The organism is Shimia thalassica (assembly GCF_001458215.1).
Lineage (GTDB): Bacteria > Pseudomonadota > Alphaproteobacteria > Rhodobacterales > Rhodobacteraceae > Shimia > Shimia thalassica.
Map to the genome: position 1 here is coordinate 161,607 of NZ_CYTW01000001.1, position 13,934 is coordinate 175,540.

A 13,934-nucleotide genomic window follows, 5' to 3' on the forward strand; every position below is an offset into this window, starting at 1 on the left:
GGCATTTTGCCTGTTTAGGGCCGCTCTTGTTTATCGGGCGTGCTGCGAATTTGCAGCCACCTTATGTCACCGTCAAATCCTGCCCAATTAAAGGCCTTGCCCAAAATCAATCCATGCGATGTGGATCTATTGAGGTCTCCGGACACAGGCAACGTTCCGACCAACCGACCGTCCACAAAGGCCTGCATGCGCGCATGTTCATTGTCGAAAGAGACCAAAAGGGTATGCCATTCACCCCTTAACAGGCGCGCACCCTTGGTTTCCAGTTTGAACGTTTGCCCAAGGGTGTTGGTCGCAATGAACAACACCTCGCCGTTCGGTTCGGCGCTCAGGATCCAAGAGCTATGCACACGGGCAAGATGGCCGCCTGCGGTGCTTGCGGGGCGGATATCCATGGCGATCCACACGGCTTCCGTGTTGACCACCGCCGTGGGCTGACCAGGTGCAAAGCGGATCGAAGCTTCTGCAGAGAGCCATAGCGCGGAGGTTTCAGGCGTTGGAATGGGAAGCTGATCATCAGGAAGGTCCGTTTTGTATGACGAACGATCAATCAGACGAGAGTCTTCTACACCCAGATCCAAGAGCACAGGATCGCGGACAGTGATGTAAGATGTATTGGTTGCCGTGCGTCCATCTGGCAATGTCACGGATAGCCGTACATCATATTCGCCCGGTTTGGCATACCGATGTGAAAGGTCTGGCTCGCTCGACGTGGTTCCATCACCAAGCACCCAGAGAAATTGGGTATCTTTTGGCAATTGGCCCATGGGGCCGCGGCTGTGGCGCGCCGTAAGGTGAACAAGATCATGTTTTTGCGACCAGTGAATGACAGGTGCCAATTGATCCGGCGTTGGGTTGAAACGTGTGATATCTGCGCCTGCGCCGGATTTGCCGATAGGGCCATCTGGGAGGGCTTGCAGATCGGTCATACAGGGGCGCGGTGTCAGGGCATTCAGGAAAAGCGTTTGATAGCGTTCATTGGCGCGTGGCGAAGATCGCTTGGCAATCATGTTCCCAGAAACGATCCAGCGTGGATCAGATAAAACCGCGTCGCCGGAAATGTTGTTTTGCACCGTCACTTCGGTGGACCGTGGGTCCAGATGGATCTTTGGGACCTGCACCAGCTTATCTTCGGAAGTATGGGCCTCTTGCAGAACTGTATTGTGCCGCACGACAAGACCGTTTGTCTCGGCGGTCGAGATGCCGTGTGTGTCGTTGTTGAGGATCAGGTTGTGTTCAATGCGGATGTTTTCATAGAACATGTCGTTTCCGCCACCTTGGCTGTCGACGATCTCATTCCGCATAAAGATGGATTGGGTGCCTGCGTTTTCGCCACCAAACAGTTGGTTGTGATGAATGTATACGTTGATTGAAGGGGCAGAGGTCCGGTTTGTCCAAAACTGGATCATGTCGCGGTGGTCGCCTGCGGCCGCAGGAGCAAAGTCGTGAAAGTAGTTTTCCGCGACTTCTACATTCGTGACTTGCGCGAAATCGAAACCATCAGACCGCATGCTGTGAATGTTGTTCCTTTTGACAAGCAGGTTTTCCACATTCAGGAACACAGCACCGCGGTGGAATTCTTTGAACTCAGAGTGAGTGATGGAGACATTCTTGCTGTTTCTGACGAACAGGCCTTGTCCGGCGAAAAGGCCGTCAATTGCTCCCCCTTGGAAAATCACCCGCGAAAAAGAGATGTCTTCCGAATTGCGAACCTGAAACGGTCGATCGCGAAACGTAGACTGATCATTCGGGGTATACGCGAATTGGATGTCCTCAAACCGTATGTTTGTGGCTCCATCTAGAATGAGGCCCGTCAAGATCGCAGGCATTTCGGGGTTTGCAGATCGAAGCGTAATTGGTGCGGGTGCATCATCCGTCTGGCGCAAGCGTTGCGGGACGTCCAACTGGCCATATGTGCCACCCGCCAGCAGGATGGTAACGGGGCGGCTTCCAGCAGCCCTCAACGCTTCTGAAAGCTCCACATCAGGCCCGAGTTCCAGAATGTTGGAGTTGTCACGTTCCAGAGCGGCCAGAGGCTCATTGTCCTGCACATCAATCTGCCACCCTCTGCAAAAGGGTTTGGCCTCTTGCGCAGCCAAAGGGACGGCGACGAGTTGGGTCAGTGAGATGAAAATGAGAAAGTGTTTCAGCAACGTTGGATCACAGTTTACGTGGTGAGCATGAGTAGCGGGCGGTTCGTGTTTCTGCGGCGCGCCTTTGAGGTGGAATTCCAATGGTGAGGCTCATTGGTTTGGTCGACGTTAACCTCATCTTTGCGGCGCATAAATCCATCGGTGACGGTGATTCCAGTCAGGCGGTGATGCTCGGACATTAGTTCCGAAACCGGAATTCCCAAGCATAATAAGGGGTATGCCCTTCATACATTAGGCGAGAGGCGCGCTAGCCATTGGTGCAATGCGGTGGCCAATTGGATGGATCAACATCCGTTTGGATGGCGTCCTATACCAATGAAACAGTGAATGATCTTTCGCGAGAATGCTCTGGGCGGCTCGGCTTGGTATTTCAAAACGATATCAATAACGATTGGAAAAGGTATGGTTCAAGCGACTGAACTTCAAATTGACACGTCTGTCACGGCCGAACAGATGGCCGCGGCGATGTTTGGCGCTGGTGTGACCGTCGTCAGCTCAAGCTATTCTGGCGATGCTTTGTCGTCAGGCATTTTTACAGGGGGGCAAACGACTTCCCCAAATGCCGTTCCTGCGGACACAGGCGTAATTCTGTCCACAGGGCAGGCAACGAGCATCACGAATTCCTCGGGAGATGCAAACCAAGCTACCAACACAAGCACCAATACGGCTGGTATCGACGGCGACACGCTCTTGAATGGCATTGCGGGTGTGGCCACCTATGATGCGGCCATCTTCGAAGCCGAATTCATTCCGACCGGTGACACCCTGACCATGCAGCTGGTCTTTTCATCCGAGGAATACCTCGAATGGGTCAACGCGGGATACAATGATGCGGTTGGCATCTGGGTAAACGGAACCAAGGCCGAACTGGCCATTGGCGACGGCGATATCTCCATCGACAACATCAACACAACAACCAACGAAAACCTCTATATCGACAATACGAATTCTATCGTGAATTCCGAAATGGACGGCCTGACCATCACTCTGACTGTGAAGGCGCCGGTTCAAATTGGGGAAGTCAACACGCTGCGGCTTGGTATCGCCGATGCAGGAGACGCGGTTTATGACAGTAATCTCTTGATTGTCGGAGACAGTATTCAGACAGCGCTGATCGCGAATGATGATGCCTTTACGATGACGTCCAAAGGGGTTTCTAAAATTGACCTGATGGAAAACGACACAGGTCCAACAGGCGCAACGCTGTTTATTACGCACATCAATGGTCAGGCGATCGAAGTCGGAGAAACCGTTGTTCTTGATACGGGTCAGAGCGTCACTCTTGAATCTGACGGGTCGTTGATCACCGCAACCAGAGATGCCGGTTCAACCGTGTTCACTTATACGGTTTCAGACGGCAATGGTTCGTCCGACGTGGCCTATGCCACGATCCTGACAGATCCGGTCGATGGCACATCCGGCAACGACTGGATGCGCTATGGGTATTCCGACAACGAAGGGAACACGATTGACGGTGACGACGGCGATTCCGAAGTCATTATGGGATATGGTGGCAACGACAAGATTTTTGCCGGCTTGGGGCATGACGATATCTATGGCGGAGAAGGCAATGATTTCATTCGGGCCGCTTCGGGCGATGATCTGATTGATGGTGGTTCGGGACGTGATGTTCTGGATGGCGGCACGGGCGTCGATACGATGATCGGCGGCGAAGGCAACGACATCTACTATATCGATAACGTCGATGACGTCGTGACCGAAAACGCGGACGAAGGGCGCGATTTGGTCATCACCGATATATCCCATGCGCTGGCCGCAGATTTCGAAGATCTTCGTTTTAGTGCAGCAGAAACCGCTCTTGTTGGAACCGGCAACGACAACAACAACATGATCACCGGCAACGCACAGGACAACACGTTGTCCGGGCTTGGCGGTAACGACCGCATCTTGTCAGGTGACGGCAACGACACCGTTTATGGCGGCGCGGGCCGTGATGCTCTTGATGGGAATGGCGGGAACGATTCACTGGTTGGTGGAGCAGGCCATGACAAACTGTTCAGCCACGAAGGGGATGACACACTCGAAGGTGGAACGGGGTCGGACAACCTGCGCGGAGGCGAAGGTTCTGATGTGCTGGATGGCGGCGAAGGGCGTGATCTGGTGTCTGGAGGAACAGGCGCAGACACCTTCATTTTCCGCTCGAACGATGGTTACGACACCGTGTTTGACTTCGAACTCGGCGTAGATACCCTTGAACTCTACGGGATCAACAGCACGGATCTGCAATTCTCGAGCTTTGGGTCCGGGACACTTGTCGAAATGGGTGGCGATGACCAGATCGTCTTCAAGGAAATCGCTGTCTCCGACTTTCAGCAGGGCGCAGATATCCAGTATTTCGATCTGCCTCTGGTCTGATGACCGCCAAGACCAGACATGTGACATGAAAAAAACGGGCGCCAGACTTAAAAAGGTCTGGCGCCCACTTCAATGAGTTGTCTGGCAAGCATCAGCTGCCAGCGCAAGCCTAAGATGCCACTTCGGACCGGATCATCTTGATTTGATCTGCGATAATGTCGGTGACTTCCGCGAAATCTTCTGCGTCCAGAACATCAGCGTTGTCTTCTACAATGCTTGCGCATTCGGAAAGGTCTTTGAACCCCAGAAGGCCGGATGCCCCTTTGAGAGAGTGCGCGTCAGCAGAGACCGTTTCAAAGTCTTTCTTCTTCCAGCCGGTCCGGATCGCCCTCAAAAGCCGTGTTCCATCGTCCAGAAAGTCAGACACCAGGGCGTTGATCTCGCGGGCATCCATGGCCAGAACAAGACCTTCTGCGATGTCTTTTGACATCAATTTCAGAACGGTTGCCTGTTCTTCGTCACGCGGCTTTGCGGTTCGCCGGTAAGACCTGTTTCTGCCTCTGAGCGCTTCGGCGATCCCCATCCTGAGGTCTTGAAAACCAATGGGCTTGTTCAATACTCGATCAATGCCAACACTGCGGCTTTCGTCCTCGATGGTTTCCATGACGTGTGCGGTCAACGCAAGAATTGGGGGAATCTGATCCGCAGCCCAAGTGTCGCGAATGGCGCGTGTCGCCTGCAGGCCATCCATCTCCGGCATGGCGACATCCATCAGGATGATGTCATATTTACCGGGTTCGAATTTCTCGACGGCAATGCGCCCGTTCTCTGCCAGATCCGCATCAAGCCCCATGCGGTCAAGGAACGTCATGATCAGTTTCTGATTGATCTTGTTGTCTTCGGCCAGCAATACCTTTGCGCCTTTTAACAGCGCTTCGATATCTTTGATTTCCGGTATCTGGGGCAGTTCTTCGACAGAAGTGCCCGTTACTATCTCGACCGGCAGTTCGAACCAGAACACGGATCCTTTACCAAAACGGCTTTCAACACCGATAGTGCCACCGCAGCCTTCGATAATCCGCTTGCTGATTGCGAGGCCCAAACCGGTACCTTGCGCTGCCGCTGTCAGCTTGTTTTGAACCTGCGAGAAATCCTTGAACAGGTGCTGTTTTTCATCAGGGGCAATCCCGACACCTTGGTCTTCCACCTCAACGCGCAGCAACGATCCATTATCAAAATGCTCCGCTGTGGCGCGCACCTCGATCAACCCTTCCGAAGAGTACCGGGTCGCGTTGCTGATCAGATTGGAAAGAACCTGCCGAATGCGTGTGGCATCCCCCGAAAACAGGTTCGGCACCGTATCAGAGATACTTTGGCGAAACGTCAGGCCATCTTTGGTCGAGTTGGCAATCGCCATCGCCAGAACGCTTGCGGTCAGCGCGCGAATATCAACAGCTTCTTTGTGAAACTGAAAGGCTCCGGCTTCCATTTTTGAAAAATCCAGAACATCGTTCACGATGCGCTTCAACGCCGTACCCGAAGCGGTGGCATAGTCGAGAAGCTCGATCTTTCTCGAGTCGTCCTCTTCCATGCGAAGCAGGTTGATCATACCGATGAGACCGCCCAGTGGGGTGCGAATTTCATGGCTCATCGTGGCCAAAAAACGCGACCGCATTTCAGAAGCGGCCTGCGCCTTTTCCAATGCGGCCTGAAGCTTTGCGGTGCGGTCTTCTACAATTTCCTCAAGTGAGTTCTGGTGGCTGAGAAGCTCTTCGTTCGCGAGAAACAGCTCGCGACTTTTGGATTCAAGAAGCGCTTCTGCTTCCTGACGTGCCCGTTTCTCCCGTTCGAAACGGGAACGGGAGACAGGTTTCTCTGCGTCGTCACTCAATTCACGATAACTCCTTAAGAGGTGAGAGTGATCAAGAACCTAGTGTTGTTTGGCTGATTTGGAACAGCAGTACGTTCAATTGTCGCTGTTTCTTTGAAACGTTCAATGCACGCTTCGATCAATCCTTGGCAAAACTCCACCAATGGGCGTGGAGACGAATACACCATTTCGAACTGGCTATCCCCAAAACGCTCGGTTGTGAAGCTGGGCAATTCTGCTTCGGGATAGAGCTTCAGAACCTCGACGTGAATTTCGGTATCGATGGCTTCGAGCATGTCGAATGAGTTTTCTTTTCCGACAAAGAAATCGCTGTACCCTTTTTCAAAAAAGTCGAGCATCCAGAAGCCAAATTTTTGTTGCAGGGCTTCTGGGCTTGCACCAGACTTTTCGCTAAAGCCTTCAACCAGCTTTATAAGGTGATCACACGGATAGTTCCCTACCGCCGTAAACGCACCGCCGTTATCCAAGTCAGCTTCATCAAGGACATTGTCAACCGTGGCTTCCCCGAATGCGGACTCGGCCATGCTCAGCAATTCTACAAAAACAACGCCCTTCATGGCCGTTTCCTCTTTTCTAAAGTGGCATACTAATGGCTTTGCACAAGTCACTAGCGCAAACATAGAAGCATTTCTAATGCGCAAACCGGTAGGTCTTATATCCTTTCGTATAGGATGCTGTCAGGTCAATGGCTTACGTTCGCGTCAGACCTATACTTTTGGCGCATTTTCCAGAAATGCCTAAAAACGTTACGATTTTTCTTGGGCCATTTTTGCCTTGGCCGCGCTTTCACGTGGCTCAGGCGGTACTCGACGCTGACAATGGGTGCGCAGAATGTAAGTGACGCCTTTCCCATGATTGGGATACTCGCCAAGCCAGAGGTGTTTCGGCTCAAGAGTGACATTGTGCCCCAAGGGAGGTGTTAAAAAGGTAACGCTTTGGCTTGAAACCGGCGGGATGTGGGCGCACTCTGGGCTCAAACGAAAGTCGGTAGATGAACGAAGATTTTTTCCTCGCCATTGGCGGCATCGGCATGTTTCTTCTGGGAATGAAGATCATGACGAACGCCCTTCGTGAAGCGGCAGGAAGCAATCTTCGTGACTGGCTGTCCCGTTTCACCACAACCCCTCTGCGCGGGGTTATGACCGGTGCGATCACCACAGCCATTATCCAATCCTCCAGCGCAACAAGCGTGATGGTGGTTGGGTTTGTGGGCGCCGGATTGCTGAGCCTTGGCCAGGCTCTTGGGGTTCTCTACGGGGCAAATATCGGAACCACTGCGACGGGGTGGATCGTGTCGTTGTTGGGATTCAAGTTGCAATTGGGCAGCCTGGCGATGGCCTTGCTCTTCCCGGCGGCTTTGCTGGATCTCTTGGCGCATGGCACTTTGGCCCGTGTTGGCCGGGTTGTCGCGGGCCTGTGTCTGTTGCTGGTTGGGCTGGAGTTCCTCCAGGATGGGATGAAGGGGCTGACCGAAGGCGCAAGGTTCGACATGCTTCCCTCGGGCACGCTGGGATCGGTTTTGCTTTTGTTGTTGATTGGCGCGGTCTTCACGATCCTGGTGCAATCTTCTAGCGCGGCTGTGGCGCTTGCGTTGGTGCTGCTGGACGGTGGCGTTATTTCGGTGTCTCAGGCGACTGCCATGGTCATCGGGATGAACATCGGCACGACCTTCACTGCTATGATGGCCTCTGTCGGGGGCTCTCGTCCGATGCGCCAAACTGCCGTCGGGAACCTTGTGTTCAACCTTGTGACATCTGCGCTGGCCTTGCCCGTCGCGATATTTGCAGAGGACCAGATGACGGCGCTGGCCGTGGCGACCGACCCGATGACTGCGCTGTTGTTGTTTCATCTGGGGTTCAACGTCGTGGGAACGGCCCTGTTTTTACCCTTCACGTCCGAGTTCGCGGCGTTCATTGCCCGACTGGTGCCGGAAACCAAAACCGACAGTCTGATTTCTCTGGATCGTGCGCTTCTGCAAGATCCAGGCACCGCGTTGATCGCGGCTCAAACGGCGCTCATTACAATTGTGGGGCGGCTGTTCGATGCGCTGGGCAGTGCGTTGCAACCCGAACCGGATTTGCGCTTGTTGGCGGCCTTGGCACCGGTTGAGGAGGCCGTCGAAGAACTGGTCGCGTTTTTGGAAGATATCCGTCTGCCAGAAGGCGTCGAAGATGACGAGAAGATCTACACCGAACTGTTGCATCAGACGGACCACGTTATGCGGCTGCTAGAGCACGCGCGTCGTCCGGCGTTTGTTCAAATCCTGCTGGAGGATCGAATCCTCAGGCGCCCTGCTTTGGCAGTAGGAGCCGCTTTGTTGCGTCACCCGCCCGCGCCTTTGACCGAGCGGGATGCCGAACGTTTGGCCCGTCTGCATCGGTTGGTCGAGCATCGCAGGAAACGGCACCGGCGCGCGATGTTGTTGGGCGAACACGCAGGGATGTACTCTGTGTCAGATGTGTTTTCTCATACCGATGCCATGCGATGGTTGGACCGTGTTCTTCACCATGCCGAGCGTATCGCGAAACACTATGAGACATTTCACAAAGTACGCCCCGAATTTCCAGAAGAGGCGCAACAAAAAACGCCCGCATGAAATGCGGGCGTTTCGATTGCATATCCAGTGCTGGATCAGAGGCTGGCGTCCAGAGCAGCAATCACTGCGGAGCCCATTTCTGATGTTGTTGCCGGTGTTCCACCGTCCGCTTGCATCAGGTCGCCCGTGCGAACGCCATCAGCCAGAACCTGTTCAACGGCGGCTTCAAGACGATCTGCTTCGCCGCCCTCGCTAAACGAATACCGCAGAGCCATCGCAAAGCTCAGGATACAGGCACAAGGGTTGGCTTTGCCTTCACCGGCAATGTCAGGCGCAGAACCGTGTACGGGCTCGTAAAGTGCTTTGGGACGACCGTTTTCCATCGGAGCACCCAGCGATGCCGACGGCAGCATACCCAGCGATCCGGTGAGCATGGCCGCGCAATCCGAAAGAAGGTCGCCAAACAGGTTGTCTGTCAGAATCACGTCGAATTGCTTTGGTGCCCGAACAAGCTGCATCGCGCCATTGTCTGCGTACATGTGCGAGAGTTCGATATCTTTGTAATCCGCTTCGTGCACTTCAGTGACCACGTCGCGCCACAAAATGCCGGATTCCATTACGTTTGCTTTTTCCATCGAACAAAGCTTGCCGCCGCGCTTGCGGGCCAATTCGAATGCAGCACGTGCAACGCGGTCGATCTCGGACTCGGTATAGCGTTGTGTGTTGATACCGACGCGTTCGTTGTTCTCGGTGAAGATACCGCGTGGTTCACCGAAATAGGAACCAGAGGTCAATTCGCGAACGATCATGATATCGAGGCCCGCGACGATGTCTTTCTTCAAAGAAGAGAAATCTGCCAGGGCGTCAAAACACTGGGCCGGGCGCAGGTTGGCAAAAAGGTCCATCTCTTTGCGCAGGCGCAACAGGCCGCGCTCAGGTTTTACCGAAAAGTCCAGAACGTCGTATTTTGGTCCACCAACAGCGCCCAGAAGAACGGCGTCAACCTCTTGGGCTTTGGCCATTGTGTCATCATGCAAAGGCACACCGTGTGCGTCATAGGCCGCGCCGCCCACCAGATCTTCGCTCACGTCGAATTTCAGGCCGCGTTTGTCACCGAACCAGTCGATGATGCGTTGTACTTCGGCCATGACTTCGGGGCCAATGCCGTCGCCGGCGAGAATGAGAAGCGAAGGGTTGCTCATGGATTTCGTCCTTGATGAATTTGCTTGGGATTGCCCTAGCTGGAGAACGCGAAAAGATCAAGAAACGAAGGGTTGCAGACCGTCGGACAGAAGGTCCCAGACACGGGAAATTCGCGGTGTGTGGCGCATAGCTTCGTGTGCGGTAAGCCAAACCGGCAATGTCGGAAGGGGAACTCCGAGATCAAGGTCGATGATTCCGTCAGTCGCCATGGCGGTGTGTTTTTGACAAAACCCGATCCCGCACCCTGCCTTGACCAGCTCCCAATAAGCCGTCTGGTTGTCACACCTGACGCAGAAGGTATCCCGGGTGACCGACCATCCATGATCTGTCATTGAGCGAATGATAAGATCGTTCCGGTCATATCCTACGATATCATGGTTAATGAAATCTTCCGGCGTTTGCGGGAGCCCTCTGCGCGCGACATAGCTTTCAGCTGCGAACAGCCCCAACGTGATATCCCCAAGGTGTTTGGCAATCATATCCAACTGTTTGGGGCGATACATGCGGATGGCGATGTCCGCTTCGCGAAATAGCAGGTTTTCCGTATCATCCGTTGCCAGCAAATCCAGTTTGATCTCGGGCTCTTTGGTGCGAATGCTGGCCAGAAGGTCCGGTACAACATGATGGGCCATAAACACGCTACAGGTGATCCGCACATCGCCGGCCAGCGAGGTTTGCGCACCTGCGGCCTTGAGGGTGAGTTCGGACATATGGCGCTGCATGGCGCGGGCTGTGTGAAATACATCCTGCCCAAGCTCTGTCAGTTCGAGCCCCCTTGCATGACGATGAAAGAGTTCGACACCAAGGGTGGTTTCCAGTGTCTTTATATGTCGCCCGACAGTGGGTTGGCTGGAGTGGAGTCGGCGCGCACCAGCAGACAGCGACCCCGTTTCCGCAACTGCCAGAAAAACCTGAATGAGCGACCAATCTGTTGATGACAAATTATCCATTCAAAAATGAATACACGATCTTTGATTTTTGCCAATTTTTAAATGCATGTGAATGGTCGAGGGTAAGGGAGAAATGCTAATTAGTGGGAGTTCAAGATGTCTCAATCTGTTCTTGTTTTGGGAGCGTCCGGTCGTTTCGGGCAACATACGGCAGCGGCCTTTTCTGCCGCAGGTTGGCAGGTGACACCGTTTGATCGGAAAACTGATAATCTGATGGATGCGGCCCAAGGCAAAGATGTCATCGTCTCGGCATGGAACCCGCAATATCAGGACTGGGCGAGTTTGGTTCCTGATTTGCATGCATCTGTGATTGCCGCAGCACGCGCCGCAGATGCGACTGTCATCCTCCCCGGAAATGTCTATGTGTTTGGCGCAGGGCATCCGGGTGTCTGGAGCGAGACCACCCCTCATCTCGCGACCAACCCTCTTGGGCAAATTCGCATAGAGATGGAGCAAGCCTATCGCGACAGTGGGGTCCGCACCATTGTTCTGCGGGCTGGAGACTATCTCGACAACACTGCGTCTGGAAACTGGTTCGACAGAATTATGGCGTCAAATGTTGCAAAAGGAAAATTCACCTATCCTGGCGAAGCGAACATTGCCCATGCCTGGGCCTATCTTCCAGACATTGCAAAAGCCGCAGTTCTTCTGGCGGAGAAACGGTTAGATCTTGCCGTCTATGAAGACGTGCATTTTCCGGGCTTCACGCTTAGCGGGCAAGAAGTCGCGGATATGATCTCGGCCTCGATGGGGCAAGCGATTCACCTGAAGCGGATGAGTTGGTTGCCGCTACAGCTTCTGGCGTGGGCCTGGCCTATGGCGCGCTGTTTGTGTGAAATGCGCTATCTGTGGAACACGCCGCATTCCCTAAGCCATGAACGCTTTGAGCAACTCCTTCCCGAGTTTGTTCATACACCGGCCGAGCAGGCCATCGCGCGTTCCGTGAATGCGGTTTTGCCCACATCGGATCACATCGCCAAATCAACCCAGATCAAGGCGTGACGGCTGGTTTCCTCGCCTTCGGGCCATGCGACCCCTTTGTCCAGCACGGTTAATGCGGATGAGGGCAAGATGTAATCCACACGCATGTCTCCGGGCGTCGGATCCGGCCAGTCGGCCGTTATGTCCCCGCGAAGACGTGAAACGGGATGTGGATCTTGAAGGCGGGGGTGATTTAGAAGGGCGCGAAGTGCGCCTTTCTGGCCCTCTCCCTTTTGGATATCCTGATTGGCATTGCCCAACAGGATAAACTGCTCGTTTGTTATCCCGCCAAATCCGCCGTTCAAGACATGTTGCCAAAGCCGCAGCTCATCAGCATTGCGCAGGCCATTGCGGTCTTCCTCTCCGTCGAAAACCGGCGGCGTTGCATCTAGTGTGAGCATCTGCAGGTCTCCTGCGGGGGTCTCTATGTGCACAATCCAATGCCCCCCGGACGACAAGCGTTGAACACTTTGGGCTGCCTCTGACGGAAACGGGCGACCATCCACAAAAGGCAATCGTGCACCGGGCAGATCTTTCCACAACAGATGAGAGAAGTCTTTGACCCCGTCCTGAGATACTGGCCATCGAGAGAGAATGGCCATGCTGCCCTGACCAAAGAAATGTCCGAACCCAAAGGCATCTTCTGCTCCGGTCGACCAGCCATCCCCGTTGAGGTCCATGCCACTTTGGTCTCCACGATTTGTAGGAAGGGCGAACCGGACCGGCAGGGTATGGCCGTGCTCAGCAATCGCTTGTTGCAAGGCAGCAAGCCCTTGAAGATCATGGTCGTAGTCAACGCCTAAGACCAGAATGATGTCGGGCTTGATCTTGGCAATCAGGGCTGCGGCGGATCGGGATTTCGGGCTGCCCCTGCGGATGTCGCGCAGCATTAATCCCGGTCCGCGTGCTGCGAGTTCGGTGTCGAACACCGCAACGCGCAACTTGTCAGCCGCAGCGCCCAAAGGGGCACAAACCAACAGGAAAAGGATGAGGATCAGGCGGCTTGGATCGCTTGTGCAGCGGCGTAGGCGCGACGGCGGTTTTCGTCGATCATTTCGGCGACGCGGGTCATTGCCATGCCACGCATAATCAGGCTTGCCGGAATAAAGGCCCATGCACTTATGGTCCAGATCAAGGTCATCGAGTCGTCCAGATAAATCGGATCAACAAGGTCAGACATCATTTGCACAATTGCTGGGATCAAAAATGGCATCAAAAACCCTAACGCAATGTTAAGGCGCCCGTCGCGACGCAGACGTGACAAGACATCGCCGCCAGCGGTCGGATCAAACAACGGCAGGTTCACCCAGACGTTAAAGGCACCATTGCGGGCCGGCCACCCCATGATCCGCACACAGAAATAGAAGATCGCGAGCGTCATGAGGGACACGAGGTATGAAAGACCGGCTGCTGTCCGCACGGAATCTGTCAGTGCGACGGTCGCATTCTCTGGCAACATGATGACCATCAGGCGCACGGGAGAATAGGGAAAGTCGAGCCAGTTGCTAACTACATTCCCGAGAGCGGACAGAAAGCTTGTAAAGGCATTGGGCTCGTATTGTCCGCGCGCGATGGTCGACAGGGTGAAGACCGTAAGGAAAATGGCAGCAAAGCGCAGGCGATTGAATGGCGGCGCATACCGGAATTCAATAATGCTGGGATAGGTTGAAAAGTATTCGATGAACACCAGAAGGCCAGCAAAAAGCGAGAACAGTACGACGATATGAATCGCGTCCGTCCCAACATCAGGCAAAGCCAGTGCGGGTGTCGCGATCAACAAAGCCACCAATAGAGCGCGCGTAATAGCGCCAAGAAGTTTCTCGAACACTGCCTTTTCCCTTCAAACTGGACGGTCACGATTCGTTGCCGCGATCTTGTTCCAACTTGATCCCGCTCATTGGCGG

The 13,934-nt window shown here is 54.2% G+C and carries 10 protein-coding genes; 3 read left to right on the forward strand and 7 right to left on the reverse strand.

Going from position 1 to position 13,934, the window contains the following annotated elements:
• Positions 1-14 precede the first annotated feature (14 nt).
• The gene (locus PH7735_RS00705) at positions 15-2,051 is read right to left on the reverse strand and encodes a right-handed parallel beta-helix repeat-containing protein (RefSeq protein ID WP_158503153.1); all 2,037 of its coding nucleotides are present in this window, start codon (positions 2,049-2,051) and stop codon (positions 15-17) included.
• A gap of 429 nt (positions 2,052-2,480) precedes the next feature.
• On the opposite strand from PH7735_RS00705, the gene PH7735_RS00710 reads away from it, so the two are divergent.
• Complete coding sequence (locus PH7735_RS00710) at positions 2,481-4,529, forward strand: choice-of-anchor L domain-containing protein (RefSeq protein WP_058309430.1); 2,049 nt, start codon at positions 2,481-2,483, stop codon at positions 4,527-4,529.
• Between the two features lie 109 nt (positions 4,530-4,638).
• Here PH7735_RS00710 and PH7735_RS00715 read toward each other — a convergent pair whose 3' ends face one another.
• Together PH7735_RS00715 and PH7735_RS00720 are read right to left on the reverse strand one after the other, a co-directional pair.
• Positions 4,639-6,360, reverse strand: a complete 1,722-nt coding sequence (locus PH7735_RS00715) for an ATP-binding protein (RefSeq protein WP_058309431.1) — start codon at positions 6,358-6,360, stop codon at positions 4,639-4,641.
• 14 nt (positions 6,361-6,374) lie between these two features.
• A complete protein-coding gene (locus PH7735_RS00720) occupies positions 6,375-6,917 on the reverse strand; it encodes a heme NO-binding domain-containing protein (protein WP_058309432.1) in 543 nt (180 codons plus the stop codon).
• 434 nt (positions 6,918-7,351) lie between these two features.
• Here PH7735_RS00720 and PH7735_RS00730 point away from each other — a divergent pair, with 434 nt between their 5' ends.
• Positions 7,352-8,956, forward strand: coding sequence for a Na/Pi cotransporter family protein (locus tag PH7735_RS00730; RefSeq protein ID WP_082645091.1), 1,605 nt, complete (start codon positions 7,352-7,354; stop codon positions 8,954-8,956).
• Between the two features lie 35 nt (positions 8,957-8,991).
• On the opposite strand, the gene leuB is transcribed toward PH7735_RS00730, so the two are convergent.
• Complete coding sequence (leuB, locus tag PH7735_RS00735; RefSeq protein ID WP_058309434.1) at positions 8,992-10,098, reverse strand: 3-isopropylmalate dehydrogenase; 1,107 nt, start codon at positions 10,096-10,098, stop codon at positions 8,992-8,994.
• Between the two features lie 57 nt (positions 10,099-10,155).
• On the reverse strand, positions 10,156-11,049 hold the full coding sequence (locus PH7735_RS00740) for a LysR family transcriptional regulator (RefSeq protein ID WP_058309435.1): 894 nt from the start codon (positions 11,047-11,049) through the stop codon (positions 10,156-10,158).
• A gap of 96 nt (positions 11,050-11,145) precedes the next feature.
• Here PH7735_RS00740 and PH7735_RS00745 point away from each other — a divergent pair, with 96 nt between their 5' ends.
• Positions 11,146-12,051, forward strand: a complete 906-nt coding sequence (locus tag PH7735_RS00745; protein WP_058309436.1) for a Rossmann-fold NAD(P)-binding domain-containing protein — start codon at positions 11,146-11,148, stop codon at positions 12,049-12,051.
• Here the strand turns inward: PH7735_RS00745 and PH7735_RS00750 are convergent.
• Positions 12,018-12,920 (reverse strand): endonuclease/exonuclease/phosphatase family protein, encoded by a 903-nt coding sequence (locus tag PH7735_RS00750; RefSeq protein ID WP_233488288.1) that lies wholly within the window; start codon positions 12,918-12,920, stop codon positions 12,018-12,020. The two genes, PH7735_RS00745 and PH7735_RS00750, sit on opposite strands and share 34 nt — an antisense overlap.
• Before the next feature lie 104 nt (positions 12,921-13,024).
• The gene (locus tag PH7735_RS20940) at positions 13,025-13,858 is read right to left on the reverse strand and encodes a hypothetical protein (RefSeq protein ID WP_058309437.1); all 834 of its coding nucleotides are present in this window, start codon (positions 13,856-13,858) and stop codon (positions 13,025-13,027) included.
• Positions 13,859-13,934: the final 76 nt, after the last annotated feature.

What these genes read in the sequence shown, in the direction of transcription:
- PH7735_RS00710 (WP_058309430.1), top strand. Translation starts at nt 2,481, where the DNA reads ATGATCTTTCGCGAGAATGCTCTGGGCGGCTCGGCTTGGTATTTCAAA.
- PH7735_RS00720 (WP_058309432.1), bottom strand. Translation starts at nt 6,917, where the DNA reads ATGAAGGGCGTTGTTTTTGTAGAATTGCTGAGCATGGCCGAGTCCGCA.
- PH7735_RS00730 (WP_082645091.1), top strand. Translation starts at nt 7,352, where the DNA reads ATGAACGAAGATTTTTTCCTCGCCATTGGCGGCATCGGCATGTTTCTT.
- leuB (WP_058309434.1), bottom strand. Translation starts at nt 10,098, where the DNA reads ATGAGCAACCCTTCGCTTCTCATTCTCGCCGGCGACGGCATTGGCCCC.
- PH7735_RS00740 (WP_058309435.1), bottom strand. Translation starts at nt 11,049, where the DNA reads ATGGATAATTTGTCATCAACAGATTGGTCGCTCATTCAGGTTTTTCTG.
- PH7735_RS00745 (WP_058309436.1), top strand. Translation starts at nt 11,146, where the DNA reads ATGTCTCAATCTGTTCTTGTTTTGGGAGCGTCCGGTCGTTTCGGGCAA.
- PH7735_RS00750 (WP_233488288.1), bottom strand. Translation starts at nt 12,920, where the DNA reads ATGCTGCGCGACATCCGCAGGGGCAGCCCGAAATCCCGATCCGCCGCA.